Here is a 15,719-nt window from a genome sequence, read left to right as displayed (position 1 = left end):
TGGGGCGCGAGGCGACCGGGGAAGGCGGCGGCGCACCGCGATGACCACGCTCAAGCCCACGCCGATCGTGCCCGTGGAGGCGGCGCGGCGCGCCTCGAAGGGGTCGGCGCTGCTGCGGCTGTTCCGCACGACCGACCACAAGCTGATCGGCCTGATGTACCTGACGACGGCGTTCGGGTTCTTCCTGGCCGGCGGCCTGATGGCGCTGCTGATGCGCGGCGAGCTGGCGCGCCCCGGGCTCCAGTTCCTGTCCAACGAGCAGTACAACCAGCTGTTCACCATGCACGGCACGATCATGCTGCTGCTCTACGCGACACCGGTGGTGTTCGGGTTCGCCAACTTCATCCTGCCGCTCCAGATCGGCTCCCCGGACGTGGCGTTCCCGCGGCTCAACGCCTTCTCCTACTGGCTGTTCCTGTTCGGCGGCCTGATGGCGATGAGCTCGTTCCTCACCCCGGCGGGCGCCCCGGACTTCGGCTGGACCGCCTACACGCCGCTGAGCACCGCGCCCCACAGCCCCGGCCCCGGCGGCGACCTGTGGATCACCGGCCTGGCGGTCAGCGGCCTGGGCACCATCCTGGGCGCGGTCAACATGATCACCACGGTGGCGTGCCTGCGCGCGCCCGGCATGACCATGTTCCGGATGCCGATCTTCACCTGGAACATCCTCGTCACCTCGCTGCTGGTGATCATCGCGTTCCCGATCCTGACCGCCGCGCTGCTGGGCCTGCTGGCCGACCGGCAGCTCGGCGCGCACGTGTTCGACCCGGCCAACGGCGGGGTGATCCTCTACCAGCACCTGTTCTGGTTCTTCGGCCACCCCGAGGTCTACATCGTGGCGCTGCCGTTCTTCGGCATCGTCACCGAGATCCTGCCGGTGTTCTCCCGCAAGCCCCTGTTCGGCTACAAGGGGCTGGTCTACGCCACCATCGCGATCGCGCTGTACTCGGTCGTGGTGTGGGCGCACCACATGTTCGCCACCGGCGCGGTGCTGCTGCTGTTCTTCTCCGCCACCACGTTCATCATCGCCATCCCGACCGGCATCAAGTTCTTCAACTGGATCGGCACCATGTGGAAGGGGCAGCTGACCTTCGAGACGCCGATGCTGTTCGCCATCGGCTTCCTGGTCACGTTCCTGTTCGGCGGCCTGACCGGCATCCTGCTGGCGTCGCCGCCGATCGACTTCCACGTGCACGACACGTACTTCGTGGTGGGGCACTTCCACTACGTGCTGTTCGGCACGATCGTGTTCGCCACCTACGCGGGCATCTACTTCTGGTTCCCCAAGTGGACCGGGCGGATGATGCACGAGGGCCTGGGCAAGGTCCACTTCTGGACCACGTTCGTGGGCTTCCACGGCACGTTCCTGGTCCACCACTGGCTGGGCAACCAGGGCTTCCCCCGCCGCTACGCCGACTACCTGCCCATCGACGAGTTCACCACGCTCAACACGATCTCCACGATCGCGGCGTTCGTGCTGGGCGCGTCGACGCTGCCGTTCATCTGGAACGTGTTCCGCAGCTACCGGTTCGGCGACCCGGCGGGCCGCGACGACCCGTGGGGGTTCGGGAACTCCCTCGAATGGGCGACCTCCTGCCCGCCGCCCCGCCACAACTTCACCGAGCTGCCCCGCATCCGCTCCGAACGACCGGCCTTCGAACTGCACTACCCCCACATGGTCGAGCGGATGCGCGCGGAGTCGCACTACTCGATCCGCAACCGGGACCAGGGCGACACCGGGGTCGACAAGACCACCGAGAAGTACCTGGCCCCGACGGACCGCGAGGGCAAGCACGACGAGTGATCATCACCGAGCCAGGTGAATGAACCTGGCGGAACGGGTACACGGGCCCATGACCTCGAACGAGCAGGACGAGTACACGCAGGACTCGTACACGCCGCCGCACGACACCGGCTCGCCCGACGCGGTCGAGACCGACCCGGCGGCGCTGAACAGCGCCGAGGACCTGGACGAGGACCGCCTCCGGCAGGACCCGCTGGAGGCGGGGATGGACCCGCCGGAGCACTGGAGCGGGGCGGACAAGTACGGGACCACGCCGCGCGAGCTGCGGACCCCCCGACCGCTGGACGAGCGGCTGGGCGAGGAGCAGCCCGACGTCACCGCCGAGGTCCGGGAGCCGAACCCGCTGGAGGAGGACTCGATCGCCCGCGAGGAGGGCGTGGTCGGCCTGGACGACGTGGCCGACCTGACGCCCGGCGGCGCCGACGAGGCGCTGGCGGAGGCCGAGCGCCGGGGCCAGGCCGCCGACGAGGCGGGCAGCCCCCGGGTCGACTCCGACGCCGCCCGGCTGCTGGACGACCCGGAGGGGCGGCTGCCCGACGACAGCCGGCCCTGAGCCGGGCCAGGCCCAGGGCCGGCTGTCGGGACCGGGAGGCCGTCGCCCGCAGGTCGGGGCTGCCGCTCGCAGCTCGAAGGCCGTCGCCCGCAGGCCATCACCCGCAGGTTGGGGCCCGCAGGCCGGGGCCGCCGCCCGCTACCGGGGAGGCCGTCACCCGCGGCCCGAGCCGTCGCCCACCACGTGGAGGCCGTCGCCTCCCCGCGTCACGCGCGGGGGAGCGGCGGCCTCCCGCCGTGCCCGGGGCGGCGCGGTTCAGCGGCTGGAGGCGCGCACCACGAGCCTGGTCGGCAGGAACGCGGGCTCGGGCGTCGCACCGCCGTGCACCATGGTCAGCACGGCCCGCGCCGCGGCCACCCCGATCCCCGCCTTGTCCTGCGCCACCGTGGTCAGCGGCGGGTCCACCAGCGCGGCCAGTTCGATGTCGTCGTAGCCGACCACGGCCAGCTCGTCGGGCACCCGCAGGCCGGCGTGCCGGGCGGCCAGCAGCGCGCCCACCGCCATCTCGTCACTGGCGCAGAACACCGCGGTGGGCGGCTCGGGCAGGGCGATCAGCGACCGCATCGCGGCCTGGCCGCTGGGGCGGTAGAAGTCGCCCTCCACCACGTACTCGTCGGGCAGCGCCAACCCCGCCCCGGCCACCGCGGCGCGGAAGCCGGCCAGCCGGTCGGCGGCGGGCAGGTTGCGGCCCGGCCCGGTGATGGTGGCGACCCGGCGGTGCCCGGCCTCCACCAGGTGCCGCACGGCCTGGTGCGCGCCCTGGGCGTTGTCCGAGGTCACGAAGGTGGCACGGGGCCCGTCCACGGCCACGTCCACCGCCACGCACGGCAGGCCGGACTGGGCGAACGCGGTGAACGCGGGCGCGTCGGAGCCGCTGTCGATGAGCACCAGCCCGCCCAGGTGGTGGCGCCGGGTCATGTTCACGTACGCCACCGGGTCGGCCAGGGACGCGCCGACCGCCCGCAGCGCCGCCGAGCCGCTGGTGGCGAGCATCAGCAGGTGGTAGCCGTGGGCGCTGAGCGCCGACTTCAGGCCGATCAGCAGCTCCTGGAGGTACGGGTGCCGCCAGCCCGGCCGCCGGTGGTCGGTGTCCCACACCAGGCCGATCAGGCCGGAGCGCTTGGTGGCGAGGGCGCGGGCCGACTCGTTGGGCCGGTAGTCCAGCTCCCGGGCCACCCGCTCGACCACTTCGCGTTTTTCCCTGCTCACCGTGAGCGGCTGGTTGAAAACACGCGAAACGGTCGCCACCGACACCCCGCAGAGCTGGGCGATCTCACGGATCGTGGTCATCTCCGGCCCCTTCTTTGTAACCGGTTACAGAGCCTCTAAGAGCGGTCCCTGACCAGGGTGGACAACCTATCACCTGCGCAAACGTCGGATGGTTGAAACGGGCGGGTTATCGCTTCGTTACTTGACGGTATCGCGCGCCGCGGTTGTCATGTAGACCACACCGGCCGCGTTCTGGACCCGGTCGGTATTCGCCGGAAACCCCCGGATCGACCCTCCGCGCATCCGGCTTGCCCAAAAGAGGAAAGGGAACCGCCACCATGAGACGAACCGGGACCGCCATCGGCGTCGGCCTGCTCACCGCCTCGCTGCTCGCGGGCTGCGGCGGGGACGCGGGCGACGGCAAGACCAGGATCACCGTCGGCATGTTCGGCAACTTCGGCTACCAGCAGCTGTTCGAGGAGTACGAGAAGGCGCACCCGGACGTCGACATCACCGACCGGACCGCCTCCTACGCCGACCACCACAAGAACCTGGCCGCCCACCTGGCCACGAACAACGGCGCCGCGGACATCGAGGCCGTCGACTCCGGCTACATCAACCAGTTCAAGGCCAACCCGGACCGGTTCGTCGAGCTCGGCCCCGAGCTGAAGGACCGCTGGCTGGACTGGAAGTGGGAAGCCTCGCTGTCCAAGGACGGCAAGCAGATCGGCTACGGCACCGACATCGGCGGCCTGGCCATCTGCTACCGCCGCGACCTGCTGGAGGCCGCGGGTCTCCCGGCCGACCGCGACGCCGTGTCGGCCCTGTGGCCCGACTGGGAGGCGTTCATGGCCAAGGGCCGCGAGTTCCAGTCTGGGGCGCCCGAGGGCACCAAGTGGTTCGACGGCGGTCCGTCGCTGCTCAACGCCATCGTCGGTCAGGCGCCCACCGGGTACTACGACCGCGAGGACAAGATCGTCGTCGGCGAGAACCAGGAGATCAAGGCCGGCTGGGACCTGGTCGCGCAGGGTGTGGCCGACGGCCTCTCCGCGGGCCTGCTCTACAGCACGCCGCAGTGGAACACCGGCTTCAAGCAGAGCCAGTTCGCCACCGTGATCTGCCCGGCGTGGCAGATGGCCAAGATCAAGGACCAGGCCCCCGACACGGCCGGCAAGTGGGACCTGGCCACGGTGCCCGGCGGCGGCGGCAACTGGGGCGGCTCCTACCTGACCGTGCCCAAGCAGGGCAAGAACACGGAGAAGGCCGTCGAGCTGGCCGCCTGGCTGACCGCGCCCGAGCAGCAGTCCCGGGTGTTCGCCTCGAACAACCTGCTGCCCTCGACCACGAAGGCGCTCAGCGAGCAGTCCGTGGGCCAGTACCAGGACCCGTTCTTCAACAACGCCCCGGTCGGCGCGGTGTTCACCGCCGCGGCGCGCGCCCTCAAGCCGCAGTACCAGGGCCCGAAGGCCGGTGACGTGCAGACCGAGCTGGGCAACGCCATGCTGCGCGTCGAGCAGGGCAAGCAGGGCGCGGAGGAGTCCTGGAACCAGTTCGTCGCCGACGCGAAGAAGCTCGAGGGCTGATGGAGCTCACCTGGCGGGAACGCCGCCACCGCTGGGACACCCGGTACGCGCCCTACGCCTACGTCGCGCCGTACTTCCTGCTGTTCTCGGTGTTCGGCCTCTTCCCCCTGCTCTACACCGCCTGGGTGTCGATGCAGGACCGGAACCTGCTCGACGGCGACGCGGCGACGTTCATCGGGCTCGACAACTACGTCCAGCTGCTCACCGCGGACCCGTACTTCTGGAACGCGATGGGCAACACGCTCAGCCTGTGGCTGTTCACCACGGTCCCGCAGATCCTGTTCGCGCTCGGCATCGCGCAGCTGCTCAACCGGCGGCTGCGCGGCCGGACGTTCTTCCGGATGGGCGTGCTGCTGCCGAACATCACCTCGGTGGCCGCCGTGACGATCATCTTCGCGCAGTTGTTCGGCCGGGACTTCGGCCTGATCAACTGGGTGCTGGAGCTGTTCGGCGCCGGTCGGATCGACTGGCAGGCGGGCACCGCCAGCTCCCACACCGCCATCGCCGCGATGGTGGTGTGGCGCTGGACCGGCTACCACGCGCTGATCTTCCTGGCCTCCATGCAGGCCATCCCGAGCAGCGTGTACGAGGCGGCCCGGCTGGACGGGGCGAACGCCTGGCAGCAGTTCTGGCGCATCACCGTGCCCATGCTGCGCCCGCAGATCATCTTCTCCACGGTGATCGCCACCGCGGGCAACATGAGGCTGCTGGCCGAGCCGCTGCTGTTCAACCCCGGCTCCGGCGCGGCGACCGGCGGTTCGGACCGGCAGTTCCAGACCGCCGCGCTGTACCTGTACGAGCAGGGCTTCGCCAAGTTCGACTTCGGCTACGCCTCGGCCATCGCCTGGCTGCTGCTGATCGCGACCGTGGCGATCACCGGCCTGAGCTACCTGGCCGCGCGCCGCATCCGGACCGACTGAAAGGCCAGGAGATCATGACCAGCGTGCTCGAACGGCCCGCCCCGGCCGGGGCCCCGTCCGGGAAGCGGCGGCGGCGCGCGGTGCGGCTGCCCGGACCCTGGACCTACGCGGCCCTGATCGCGGTGCTCGCCGGCTCGGCGTTCCCGGTGTACTGGTCCCTGGTGGTGTCCTCGCAGACACCGGACAAGGTGGACAGCGTGCCGCCGGTGCTGGTGCCCGGCGGCCACCTGTTCGACAACATCGCGCGGGTGTTCGACCAGTCGGACTTCGCGCTGGCGCTGTGGAACTCGATCGTGGTGTCCGGGACGATCACCCTGTCCGTGGTGTTCTTCTCCACCCTCGCCGGGTTCGCCTTCGCCAAGCTCCGCTTCCGCGGCCGGTCCGCGCTCATGCTCCTGGTCGTCGCCACCCAGGCGGTGCCCACGGAGCTGGGCGTCATCCCGCTCTACATGATGATGAGCGACTTCGGCTGGGCGGGGGAGATCCACGCGGTCATCGTGCCCGGCCTGGTCACCGCGTTCGGCGTGTTCTTCATGCGCCAGTACTTCGAGCGGGCCGTGCCCGACGAGCTGCTGGAGGCGGGGCGGATGGACGGGTGCAGCTCGATCCGGCTGTACTGGCACGTCGTGCTGCCCGCGGCGCGCCCGGCCGCCGCCGTGCTCGGGCTGTTCACCTTCATGCAGGCGTGGAACGACTTCTTCTGGCCCCTGGTGGTGCTGACGCCGGAGAACCCGACCGTGCAGACCGCGCTGTCGACCCTGGCCAGCGGCTACACCACCGACTACACCCTCGTGCTCACCGCGGCGACCATCGGCACCCTGCCGGTGCTCGCGGTGTTCCTCCTGTTCGGCCGGCAGATCGTCGGCGGCATCATGCAAGGAGCGTTGAAGGGATGACCGACTTCCCCCTGGGTTTCCGCTGGGGCGTCGCCACGTCGTCGTACCAGATCGAGGGCGCGGTCGACGCCGACGGGAGGGGACCGTCCATCTGGGACGCGTTCGGCGCGGTGCCGGGCGCGGTCGCGGGCGGTGACACCGGCGCGGTGGCGTGCGACCACTACCACCGGATGCCCGAGGACGTGGCGCTGCTCGGCGAGCTGGGCGTGGACGCCTACCGCTTCTCCGTGGCCTGGTCGCGGGTGATGCCCACCGGTGAGGGCCGGGTCGAGCAGCGGGGCCTGGACTTCTACCGGCGGCTGTGCGAGGCGCTGCTGGAGCGGGAGATCGAGCCGTTCCTCACCCTCTACCACTGGGACCTGCCGCAGGCGCTGGAGGAGAAGGGCGGCTGGCGGGTCCGCGACACCGCGCTTCGGTTCGTCGACTACGCGCTGGTGGTGCAGGACGCGCTGGGCGACCTGGTGTCGAGGTGGACCACGTTCAACGAGCCGTACGTGTCCTCGATCGTCGGTTACGGCGAGGGCAGGCACGCGCCGGGCGCCCGCGAGGGCCACGGTTCGCTGGCCGCCGCGCACCACCTGCTGGTGGCGCACGGGCTGGCGGTGCGGGAGATGCGGTCCCGGCGGCCCGACCACGAGTTCGGCATCGTGCTGAACCAGTCGCCGTCGGTGCCGGTCAGCTCGTCGGCGGCGGACGTGGCGGCGGCGCGGCGGCACGACCTGCTGCTGCGGCGCCAGTTCACCGACCCGCTGTTCTCCACCCGCTACCCCGACGACTACCTGGAGACCTTCGCCGGGGTCACCGACGCCTCGTTCCGGCTCGACGGCGACCTGGGCGTGATCTCCCAGCCGCTGGACTACGTGGGCATCAACTACTACTACCGGCAGCACGTGGCCGACGCGCCGCACCGCGACCCGGACCCGGCCACCCGGACGTCGATCGACATCGGCATCGACACCACCCGGCTGCCCGACGTGCCGCGCAGCGCGATGGGCTGGCCGGTCGAGCCGTTCGGCCTGACCGACACCCTGGTGGGGCTCAAGGAGCGCTACCCGGACCTGCCGCCGGTCTACATCACCGAGAACGGCGGCGTGTTCCCGGACCGGCCCGGGTTCGTCGACCAGGAGCGCGTGGACTTCCTGCGCGACCACCTGGACGCGGCGCGCGCGGCGATCGACGCCGGGATCGACCTGCGCGGGTACTTCGTGTGGTCGTTCCTGGACAACTTCGAGTGGGCGCACGGGTACAAGCCCCGGTTCGGGCTGGTGCACGTGGACTACGAGACGCTGGTCCGCACGCCCCGGGCGAGCTTCCACTGGTACCGGGACCTGGTCGCCGAGCAGCACGCCCGTTCGGGCGGCGCGGCGGGATGACCCGCGGGCTGCCGTCGTGCGGGAGGCGCGTCCCGCACGGCGGTGGCGTTCGCCCCTGTCCGGGTTCACTCCTGTCCGGGTTCACTCCTGTCCGGGTTCGCCCCGGCCGGCGCTCACCCCTCGCGCAGGACGCCGGCGACGACCGAGGCGACCACCCTGCGCACGGCCTCCCGCTCCGGCGGGGCGGCCCCGCGGTCGGCGAACAGCAGGTGCCCGGTCCCGATGAGGGTGGGCGCGAGGAGCGCCACGTCGGCGTCGGCCGAGACGCGGCCGAGGTCGCGCTCCGCGGTGAGGTAGGCGTCGATCACGGCGACGGCCTCGGTGAGCACCGGGACGCCGGCCGGCCACGTCCGCCGCAGCCGGGCGCGCAGGTCGTCCCGGAAGCTCACCAGGGCGACGATCGCCACCGCCACCGACCCGAACAGCGCGCTCAGCGCGTCGGTCAGGTTGTCGACGACGGTCCCGGCCCCGGCGGACCCCACCAGGGCGGCGGCGCGGGCGTCCAAGCGGTCGACGCGGTCGAGCACGAACGCGGCCAGGAAGGCGTCGAAGTCCTCGAAGTGCCGGTGCAGCACGCCCTTGGCGCAGCCCGCCTCGGTGGTGACGGCCCGGCTGGTCAACGCGCTCGGCCCGGCCCGCAGCAGGATGCGCTCGGCGGCGTCGAACAGCTGCTCGCGCACGTCCCGGATGGCTACGCCGGTCGGCACCGCGACCCCTTTCCCGGTTGACGAGTGGGCGCTTGCCCACTCATAGTGGGCGGATGCCCACTGAACAGACGTTACCCGAACTGCACCAGCTCAAGGACGTGGCCGGATCGTTCGGCGTGGACCCCGAGCGCTACGACCGGGCCCGCCCCCGCTACCCCGACGCCGCGGTGGCCGCGATCGTCGCCACCGCACCCGGCCCCGACGTGCTCGACGTCGGTATCGGCACCGGCATCGCGGCCCGGCAGTTCGAGGCGGCCGGCAGCCGGGTGCTCGGCGTCGACGTCGACCCGCGGATGGCCGGGTGGGCGCGGCGGCGCGGGCACGAGGTCGAGGTGGCCGCGTTCGAGGACTGGGACCCCGCCGGCCGGGTGTTCGACGCCGTGGTCTCCGGGCAGGCGTGGCACTGGGTCGACCCGGTCGCCGGGGCGGCGAAGGCGGCGCGGGTCCTGCGGCCCGGCGGCCGGCTGGCCGTGTTCTGGAACGTCGAGCACCCGTCGCCCGAGGCGACCGAGGCGTTCACCGCCGTCTACCGGCGGGTGCTGCCGGACTCGCCCGTCGTCCGCCGACCGGGGGCGGCCGGCCCGGAGGGCTACGAGCTGATGTGCGACCGGGCGGCCGACGGGGTGCGGGCGGCGGGCGCGTTCGACGAGCCGGAGCGGTGGCGGTTCGAGGGGGAGCGGACCCGCACCCGCGCCGAGTGGTTGGACCTGCTGCCCACGACCGGCCTGCACACCCGGCTCCCGGCCGAGGTGCTGGCGCGGGTGCTGGAGGGCATCGGGGCCGCCATCGACGCGGTGGGCGGCAGCGTCGCGGTGCGCTGCTCCACCGTCGTGGTCACGGCGGCGCGGACCGGCGCCGCGTGAGCGCCCCCGGAGCTGGGGAGATCCGTGCTGGGGAGATCCGTGCTGGGGAGATCCGCACCGAGGAGATCCGCACCGAACGGCTCGACCTGCTGCCGCTGCGCGTGGCGCACGCCGAGGAGATGGCCGCCGTGCTGGCCGACCCGGCCCTGCACACCCACACCGGCGGGACCCCGGCCACCCCGGAAGCCCTGCGGTCGCGCTACCGGCGGTTGGCCGAGGGCTCGCCGGACCCCGCCGTCTCCTGGCTGAACTGGGTGGTCCGGTTCCGGGCGGAGGGCTGCCTGACGGGCACCGTCCAGGCCACGGTCACCGGTCCGCTCGCCGAGGTCGCCTGGGTGGTGGGGACGCCCTGGCAGGGGCGCGGCATCGCGACCGAGGCGGCCCGGGGCCTCGTCGACCTGCTCGGCCGGCGGGGCGTGCGGACCGTCGTCGCCCACGTCCACCCCGACCACCGCGCGTCGGCCGCCGTCGCCGCCGCGGTCGGGCTCGCGCCCACCGACGAGCGGCACGACGGCGAGGTCCGGTGGCGGCGGGGAATCTGAGGCGCGTTCCCGAGGACGAAGCCCGCCGTATTGCGGAGATGCGGTTCAGCGCGCGATCACGCCACCAGAGGCGGTGTAACGCCCACCGGCGTGTACTCGATCACGGTGAGGTGAGCGGGAAAACGGCCGCGTGCAGGTGTCGTGGACGTTGTGGACGAAATCCGCAATTTTGCCGCTCGGTACCGCAGGCGACTTCGCGCACCGCTACGGGGGATCAAGATGACCGATCCGGACGAAGCGACCCGGAGCGTCGACAACGCCCTGCTGCTGTTGAACGCCGTCGACACAGGGATCGGCGTCGAAGCCGGGAACGTCGTCGACGTGCTGAGGACCGCCATCCGGCTGCTCTCTGCGGACCTGCCGGAGGACGACCGCCTCAGGGGTTACGCGTCGATGGGCCTTTGCCAGGCGTACTTCCTGATGAGCACGTACGTGGCGACGGACGACATGGATCACCTCGATCGTGCGGTCGAGGCGGGAAGAACGGCTTTGACGCTTCTGGCCGGTGACCCTGATGGGCGCAGGCTGGTGTTCTCGAAGCTGGGCAACGCGTTGATCGGCCGTTACCTCAAGAACAAGGACGACAGGGACATCTCCGATGCGATGACCATGCTCGGGTCGAACGCACGGGCGATCTTCTCCGACCAACCCCTGGCCCTCCTCCAGCTCAGTGCGGCCCACGAGGCGAGGTATGACCTCACTTTCCTGGTGGAAGACCTGGTCACCGCGCATGCGCTCACCGGTCGAGCACTGGAGGCCCATCATCCGGGGTCGGCTATGTCGCGCGACCGATTGCTCGCGAACGTCGCCGTTCTCAAGACCAAGCTTTTCGCGGAGACGGGGCAGCTGAACGAACTCGATCAAGCTCTCGACCTGTTCTCCGAATCCATGAGGGGCCTTCCGGAGTTCCACGTCGACCGGGCCCAACTGTGCTCCATGATGGCAGGTTGCCGCCATTTGATGTACCTGCACACAGGAGTTCTCTCCGATCTCGACGCCGCGGTGGACTTCCACGAGCAAGCCCTGAGGTCTTATCCCCCCGGACATCCCGGCATCGTCGGGGCGCTCATCAACCTGGCGACGTCGTGCCAGACCAAGTTGGGTCGCGTCGAGGACGAGGCGCTGGAGAAGAGTACGTTCGAGCTGATCAACCGTGCGCTTCGCAGCGCTGCCGGTGATGAGCGTTCGGCTGCGCTGAACCTGGGCGGGCTGATGCTCAAGAAGAGGTTCATCCAAAACCAGCGGTCCGGTGACATCGACGATGCGATAAAGGCTTTCCGCAGCGCTGTGGGTGCCGCCACGAGCGGCGAGCGGCGTGCCGTCGGCCTGCACAACGAGGCAACGGCCCTGTTGACGCGGTACCAGTCGTCGACATCCCGCGAAGACCTGCTCGCGGCCAGTCGTGCCGCTGTCAAGTCGATGGAGTCGAGCAAGCCGGACCACCCGGACACGGCCCAGCGGATCGCGCGGGTGGCCGAGTGCCTCCACGAGTGGCTGGCCCTGAGCGACCGCCGGGGAATTCGCGAGATGCTCCACGATCTCGTCGACCGGCTTCACCGCTGCGCGTCGGCAGCACCGATGCACCAGGTCCGGACGCGTCAGCAGCTCGCGCTCCTCGCCGCGGGACTCGGGGAGCACCGCATCGCCGTGACGCTCCTCGACGAGGCGATCGAACTGCTCCCGGGCGTGGCGCCCCGGGAGAGCGATTGGCCCGACCAGGAACACCGCTTCGGCGGCCACCACGACCTCGTTTCCGAGGCGGTGGCCGCGCACTGCGCCGCGGGAGACGCGGCAGGAGCGGTTCGAGCGGTCCAGCGGGGTCGCGCTCTCCTGTTGGCCGGCGTCATGAACGAACGGGGAGATCCCGGGGGACTGGACCTCCTGGAGCACCGGCACCCCGCCCTGGCCCAGCAGTTCCGCGATCGGTCGGCGGTGCTGCGCGGCGGTACCACGGGTAGCGCGCGTACTCGTCGCCGCTGGCGGGACGAGTACGACGAGGTGGTCAACCGGATCAGGGAGGTTCCCGGCCACGAGAACTTCCTCCGGTTCGAGGACGAGTGGCCGGAACTCGCCGCCGACGAGGCGGTGGTCCTGGTGAACTCGGCCACGTACCGCGGCGACGCGATCGTGTTGACGGCCGGAGCGCCGCCGCGCGTCGTCGCCCTTCCCGACCTCCACCACGATGAGACCACGCTCTGCGCCTTCGGCATCCGTCTGGTCACCACGGGCGAGGACGACGACCTCACGGCGCAGCTGCCCCTGTCGCGTGTGCTCGACTGGTTGTGGACCACCGTGGCGGAGCCGCTGCTGCCCCACCTGCCGGCTGTCGCGCTGCCTCGTGTGTGGTGGCTCCCGCTCGGTTTGATGGGCATGCTCCCGATCCACGCCGCGGCACCCGAGGGGCGACCCGGGCTGCTGGAGGCCGTTGTCTCCTCCTACACGCCGACCTTGAGCGCACTCGCGACGAAGACCTCACCTACCGGGCACCACGCCCAGCTCGTCGTCGCGGTCGCCGGAGCCGGCGACCTGTCGGATCTGCCGAGGTCCACGAGGTACGCGCTGGAGCTGCACGCGAGCACCCCCGGCCTGGCACCCCTCGTCGACGGCGACGCCACACCGGGCCGCGTCCTCGCCGCACTGCCCGCCGCCGGCCGGGTGCACTTCGCGTGCCACGCGGAGGTCGACCTGACGATCCCCTCGCGGAGCGGTCTGCGGCTGGCGGACGGTGCCCGGTTGCCGTTGACCGACATCGTGGATCTTCACCTGCCCCACGCGGATTTCGCCTACCTCTCGGCGTGCGACACCGCAGCCGCCGGCCTGCGGCACTCCGATACCGCGATCACCACGGCGTCGGTGTTCCAACTCGCCGGCTTCGCCGGGGTCGTGGCGTCTTCCTGGCCGCTCAAGGACGTTCCCGCGGCACGAGCCGCAGCGGCGTTCTACCGCTACCTGGACGACCGCACCTACGCTGAAGCTCTGCGCCTCGCCTGCGTGGAACTGCGGGACAGGTACCCGGACAAACCGGAGATATGGGCAGCGCTGATGCACAGCGGTCGTTGAGCGGGTCTTGGCGCAACCTGCGGTGAACAGGCGGGCGCACGGGCGGAACGGAGAAGACGTGGTCAGGTCGGAAGCCATCACGGAAGCGCTGGACGTGCTGACCGACATCCCGAGGTGGAAGCTGCACCGGCGCTCGTGGGCCGAGGTGTCGGTCTCGCTCCGTGATCTGGCGACGGCGTTCCGCGCCGATGACACGAGGGCCGTGGTCGCGGCCACCGTGGCGCTCGAACTGCTCTCCCCGGACATGAGCCCCAACCTGGGCGAGGAGGAGATCGTCGGTCCTCCGGACCGGGTGCGGGAACAACGGGCGGAAATCCTCGACTCGATCACCGCGGAGCCCGGTGATGGACCACGCACCTCCAGGTGAGCAGGAACTCGTGGTCCACGTCTTCGCAACGCTGCGCGGGAAGAACGGCACCAACGCGCTCGCGGGGCTGAACCGCATCTGGGACCGGTGCCGGCACATCCTCGGGACCACCGCACCCGTGCCCCGCCTGGGGCTGCCGACCAGGCCGCCCGTCGACATCGCCTCCGCACCGGAAGGCGCGCTGGCCGCCGCGCAGGACGGAGCTGTGAACACCCAGGTGGTCCTCCGGCGCACGACGGACGCGGCGAACCTGTCCGTGATCATCTCGTCGACGGCCTGCCGGCGACCGCACGGCACGGCGCCGCCGGGCTGGATCGAGTTCGACGCGATCTGGGACGAGATCGCCCGTGACGACACGAGGTTCGCACTCGGGGTGGTGCGCGTCCACCAGGGCAAGCGGCCGGCCGGGAACGCACGTGCCGCGCTGCCCGAACGGGTGCGGGACGTCGTCCACTGGCACCGGCGCCGCGGCTTCCTGCTGTGGGAACCGGAGGCCGGGCCCGCCGAGGTGCGGGACGTGGTCGTGCTCGCCGACGTGCACGAGGACGCCGAACTGACCGCGTGGACGTGGAGCCGCGGGAAGCCGGAGATGCCGAGGCTCGCGCGTTACCTGCTCCAGGCCGCCGTGCTCAGGCACCACATCGGTGTGTGGCGGCGCGACGAGCCCGCGATCGCGGATCTCCACGACCGGGCGATCGCGCACGTCGAGGCCCTGTACTCAGGAGCCGAGCCTGCTCCGCACCGGTTGCACCGGAATGAGGTCGCGCTGCGCGCAGCACGCCACCGGCTTGAGCGCATGAGGACGTCCGTCGAGGTGACGCACGCGAACATGGCCGCGCTGGAACCCGAGCCGCTACCCGGTGACGACGGGTTGACCGACTGGTTCCTGACCGGGCTGGACGCGTCGATCCAGCGGCTCGACCGGGCGCTCGAACTGGTCAAGGACGTCGGGGCGGGTGTGCCCGCCCCTCGGACGCCGAGCGCACCGCGCTCGGGGGTGAAGACCCTGCGCATGGGGTTCGCGCTCGATGCCGTCGACTACAGCTCGCGGACGACACCGGCGGGGGAACGGGTGCAGAGCCGGATTTCCGACCTGGTTCGCGCGGCGCTGTCCGACCTGGACCTCGACCTGTCTGAAGTGGACAGCAGCGGGACCGGTGACGGCCTGATGATGTTCCTCCCGAGCGGGGTCGATGTCCAACGCGCCCTGCCCGCTCTGCTGCGCGCGATGGCGGAACAGCTCCGGCTCGACAACACCGTCCACCGGGATCGCCTCCGGTTGCGCATGGCGGTCGACGTCGGACCGGTGACGACGACCGCGCTCGGTTTCGGCGGCAAGGTCGCCACCAGCCTGGGGCGCCTGCTGGACAGCGAACCGCTCCGAGGGGCGATCCGGTCCAATCCCGTGACCGACCTCGCGGTGATCGTCTCCGACCGGTTGCACGGCTACGTGGTCGAGGAGGGCGCGCGGGGAACCGATCCGGCGAGCTTCCTCCCGGTCGAGGTGGCCGTCAAGACGTTCTACGCAAAGGGCTGGCTGTGGCTCGATCCGCGGGGCGAGGACCGGGATCCCGACGACCTCGACCAGGACGGGACGCACCTGCGGTGACAATGACGTTGCACCGGGTGAACCCGAGTCGTCCCACGGGTACGAGTTGTCGTGTTTTGATTTTGAAAAGAGAATCATCACGAACCAGGCACACCTGTCCGGCGTGCGCACAATTGCGGTGTGGCCGCGTCGTGAGCCGGTGAGAATTGAAATCCAGTCCTGTGGGAACCCGGTATCCGGGCCAGGGTGGACCTGATCGGTACACCAATTCGACCCGAACCCTGGAGAGCCGT

General features: G+C 70.9%; 13 protein-coding genes. 11 read left to right on the top strand and 2 right to left on the bottom strand.

Going from position 1 to position 15,719, the window contains the following annotated elements:
* The first annotated feature begins 40 nt into the window (after window positions 1-40).
* Both ctaD and ACFP3R_RS17145 read left to right on the top strand, forming a co-directional pair.
* Window positions 41-1,804, top strand: a complete 1,764-nt coding sequence (gene ctaD / locus ACFP3R_RS17150) for an aa3-type cytochrome oxidase subunit I (RefSeq protein WP_380637213.1) — start codon at window positions 41-43, stop codon at window positions 1,802-1,804.
* Window positions 1,805-1,853: 49 nt separating this feature from the next.
* Window positions 1,854-2,357 carry a hypothetical protein gene (locus ACFP3R_RS17145; protein ID WP_380637212.1) on the top strand — a complete coding sequence of 168 codons (504 nt, stop codon included), beginning with the start codon at window positions 1,854-1,856 and terminating at the stop codon, window positions 2,355-2,357.
* Window positions 2,358-2,612: 255 nt separating this feature from the next.
* On the opposite strand, the gene ACFP3R_RS17140 is transcribed toward ACFP3R_RS17145, so the two are convergent.
* Window positions 2,613-3,647 (bottom strand): LacI family DNA-binding transcriptional regulator, encoded by a 1,035-nt coding sequence (locus tag ACFP3R_RS17140; protein ID WP_380637211.1) that lies wholly within the window; start codon window positions 3,645-3,647, stop codon window positions 2,613-2,615.
* A gap of 257 nt (window positions 3,648-3,904) precedes the next feature.
* Between ACFP3R_RS17140 and ACFP3R_RS17135 the strand changes: the two genes are divergently transcribed.
* Genes ACFP3R_RS17135 through ACFP3R_RS17120 form a run of 4 tightly spaced genes read left to right on the top strand, consistent with a single transcriptional unit; the run spans window position 3,905 to window position 8,338 of the window.
* Complete coding sequence (locus tag ACFP3R_RS17135) at window positions 3,905-5,149, top strand: ABC transporter substrate-binding protein (RefSeq protein WP_380637210.1); 1,245 nt, start codon at window positions 3,905-3,907, stop codon at window positions 5,147-5,149.
* A complete protein-coding gene (locus ACFP3R_RS17130; protein ID WP_380637209.1) occupies window positions 5,149-6,069 on the top strand; it encodes a carbohydrate ABC transporter permease in 921 nt (306 codons plus the stop codon). Before ACFP3R_RS17135 ends, ACFP3R_RS17130 begins: the two co-directional genes overlap by 1 nt.
* A gap of 14 nt (window positions 6,070-6,083) precedes the next feature.
* Entirely contained in the window at window positions 6,084-6,965 is an 882-nt protein-coding gene (locus ACFP3R_RS17125; RefSeq protein WP_380637208.1) for a carbohydrate ABC transporter permease, read from the top strand.
* Window positions 6,962-8,338 carry a GH1 family beta-glucosidase gene (locus tag ACFP3R_RS17120; protein WP_380637207.1) on the top strand — a complete coding sequence of 459 codons (1,377 nt, stop codon included), beginning with the start codon at window positions 6,962-6,964 and terminating at the stop codon, window positions 8,336-8,338. Before ACFP3R_RS17125 ends, ACFP3R_RS17120 begins: the two co-directional genes overlap by 4 nt.
* Window positions 8,339-8,451: 113 nt before the next feature.
* Here ACFP3R_RS17120 and ACFP3R_RS17115 read toward each other — a convergent pair whose 3' ends face one another.
* Window positions 8,452-9,045, bottom strand: a complete 594-nt coding sequence (locus ACFP3R_RS17115) for a TetR/AcrR family transcriptional regulator (RefSeq protein ID WP_380637206.1) — start codon at window positions 9,043-9,045, stop codon at window positions 8,452-8,454.
* Between the two features lie 53 nt (window positions 9,046-9,098).
* Between ACFP3R_RS17115 and ACFP3R_RS17110 the strand changes: the two genes are divergently transcribed.
* The 5 genes from ACFP3R_RS17110 to ACFP3R_RS17090 all read left to right on the top strand — a co-directional run bounded on the left by ACFP3R_RS17110 (window position 9,099) and on the right by ACFP3R_RS17090 (window position 15,486).
* On the top strand, window positions 9,099-9,908 hold the full coding sequence (locus ACFP3R_RS17110) for a class I SAM-dependent methyltransferase (protein WP_380637205.1): 810 nt from the start codon (window positions 9,099-9,101) through the stop codon (window positions 9,906-9,908).
* Window positions 9,905-10,450, top strand: coding sequence for a GNAT family N-acetyltransferase (locus ACFP3R_RS17105; RefSeq protein ID WP_380637204.1), 546 nt, complete (start codon window positions 9,905-9,907; stop codon window positions 10,448-10,450). Before ACFP3R_RS17110 ends, ACFP3R_RS17105 begins: the two co-directional genes overlap by 4 nt.
* Before the next feature lie 141 nt (window positions 10,451-10,591).
* Window positions 10,592-13,510, top strand: a complete 2,919-nt coding sequence (locus tag ACFP3R_RS17100; RefSeq protein WP_380637203.1) for a CHAT domain-containing protein — start codon at window positions 10,592-10,594, stop codon at window positions 13,508-13,510.
* Window positions 13,511-13,568: 58 nt separating this feature from the next.
* Entirely contained in the window at window positions 13,569-13,877 is a 309-nt protein-coding gene (locus ACFP3R_RS17095; protein ID WP_380637202.1) for a CATRA system-associated protein, read from the top strand.
* Between the two features lie 10 nt (window positions 13,878-13,887).
* Window positions 13,888-15,486, top strand: coding sequence for a CATRA conflict system CASPASE/TPR repeat-associated protein (locus ACFP3R_RS17090; RefSeq protein ID WP_380637201.1), 1,599 nt, complete (start codon window positions 13,888-13,890; stop codon window positions 15,484-15,486).
* Window positions 15,487-15,719 lie beyond the last annotated feature (233 nt).

The sequence above is a fragment of the Saccharothrix lopnurensis genome, from assembly GCF_042658445.1.
In the GTDB taxonomy this organism is placed as follows: Bacteria; Actinomycetota; Actinomycetes; order Mycobacteriales; family Pseudonocardiaceae; genus Actinosynnema; species Actinosynnema lopnurensis.
This window is presented reverse-complemented; position numbering and strand designations above follow the sequence as displayed.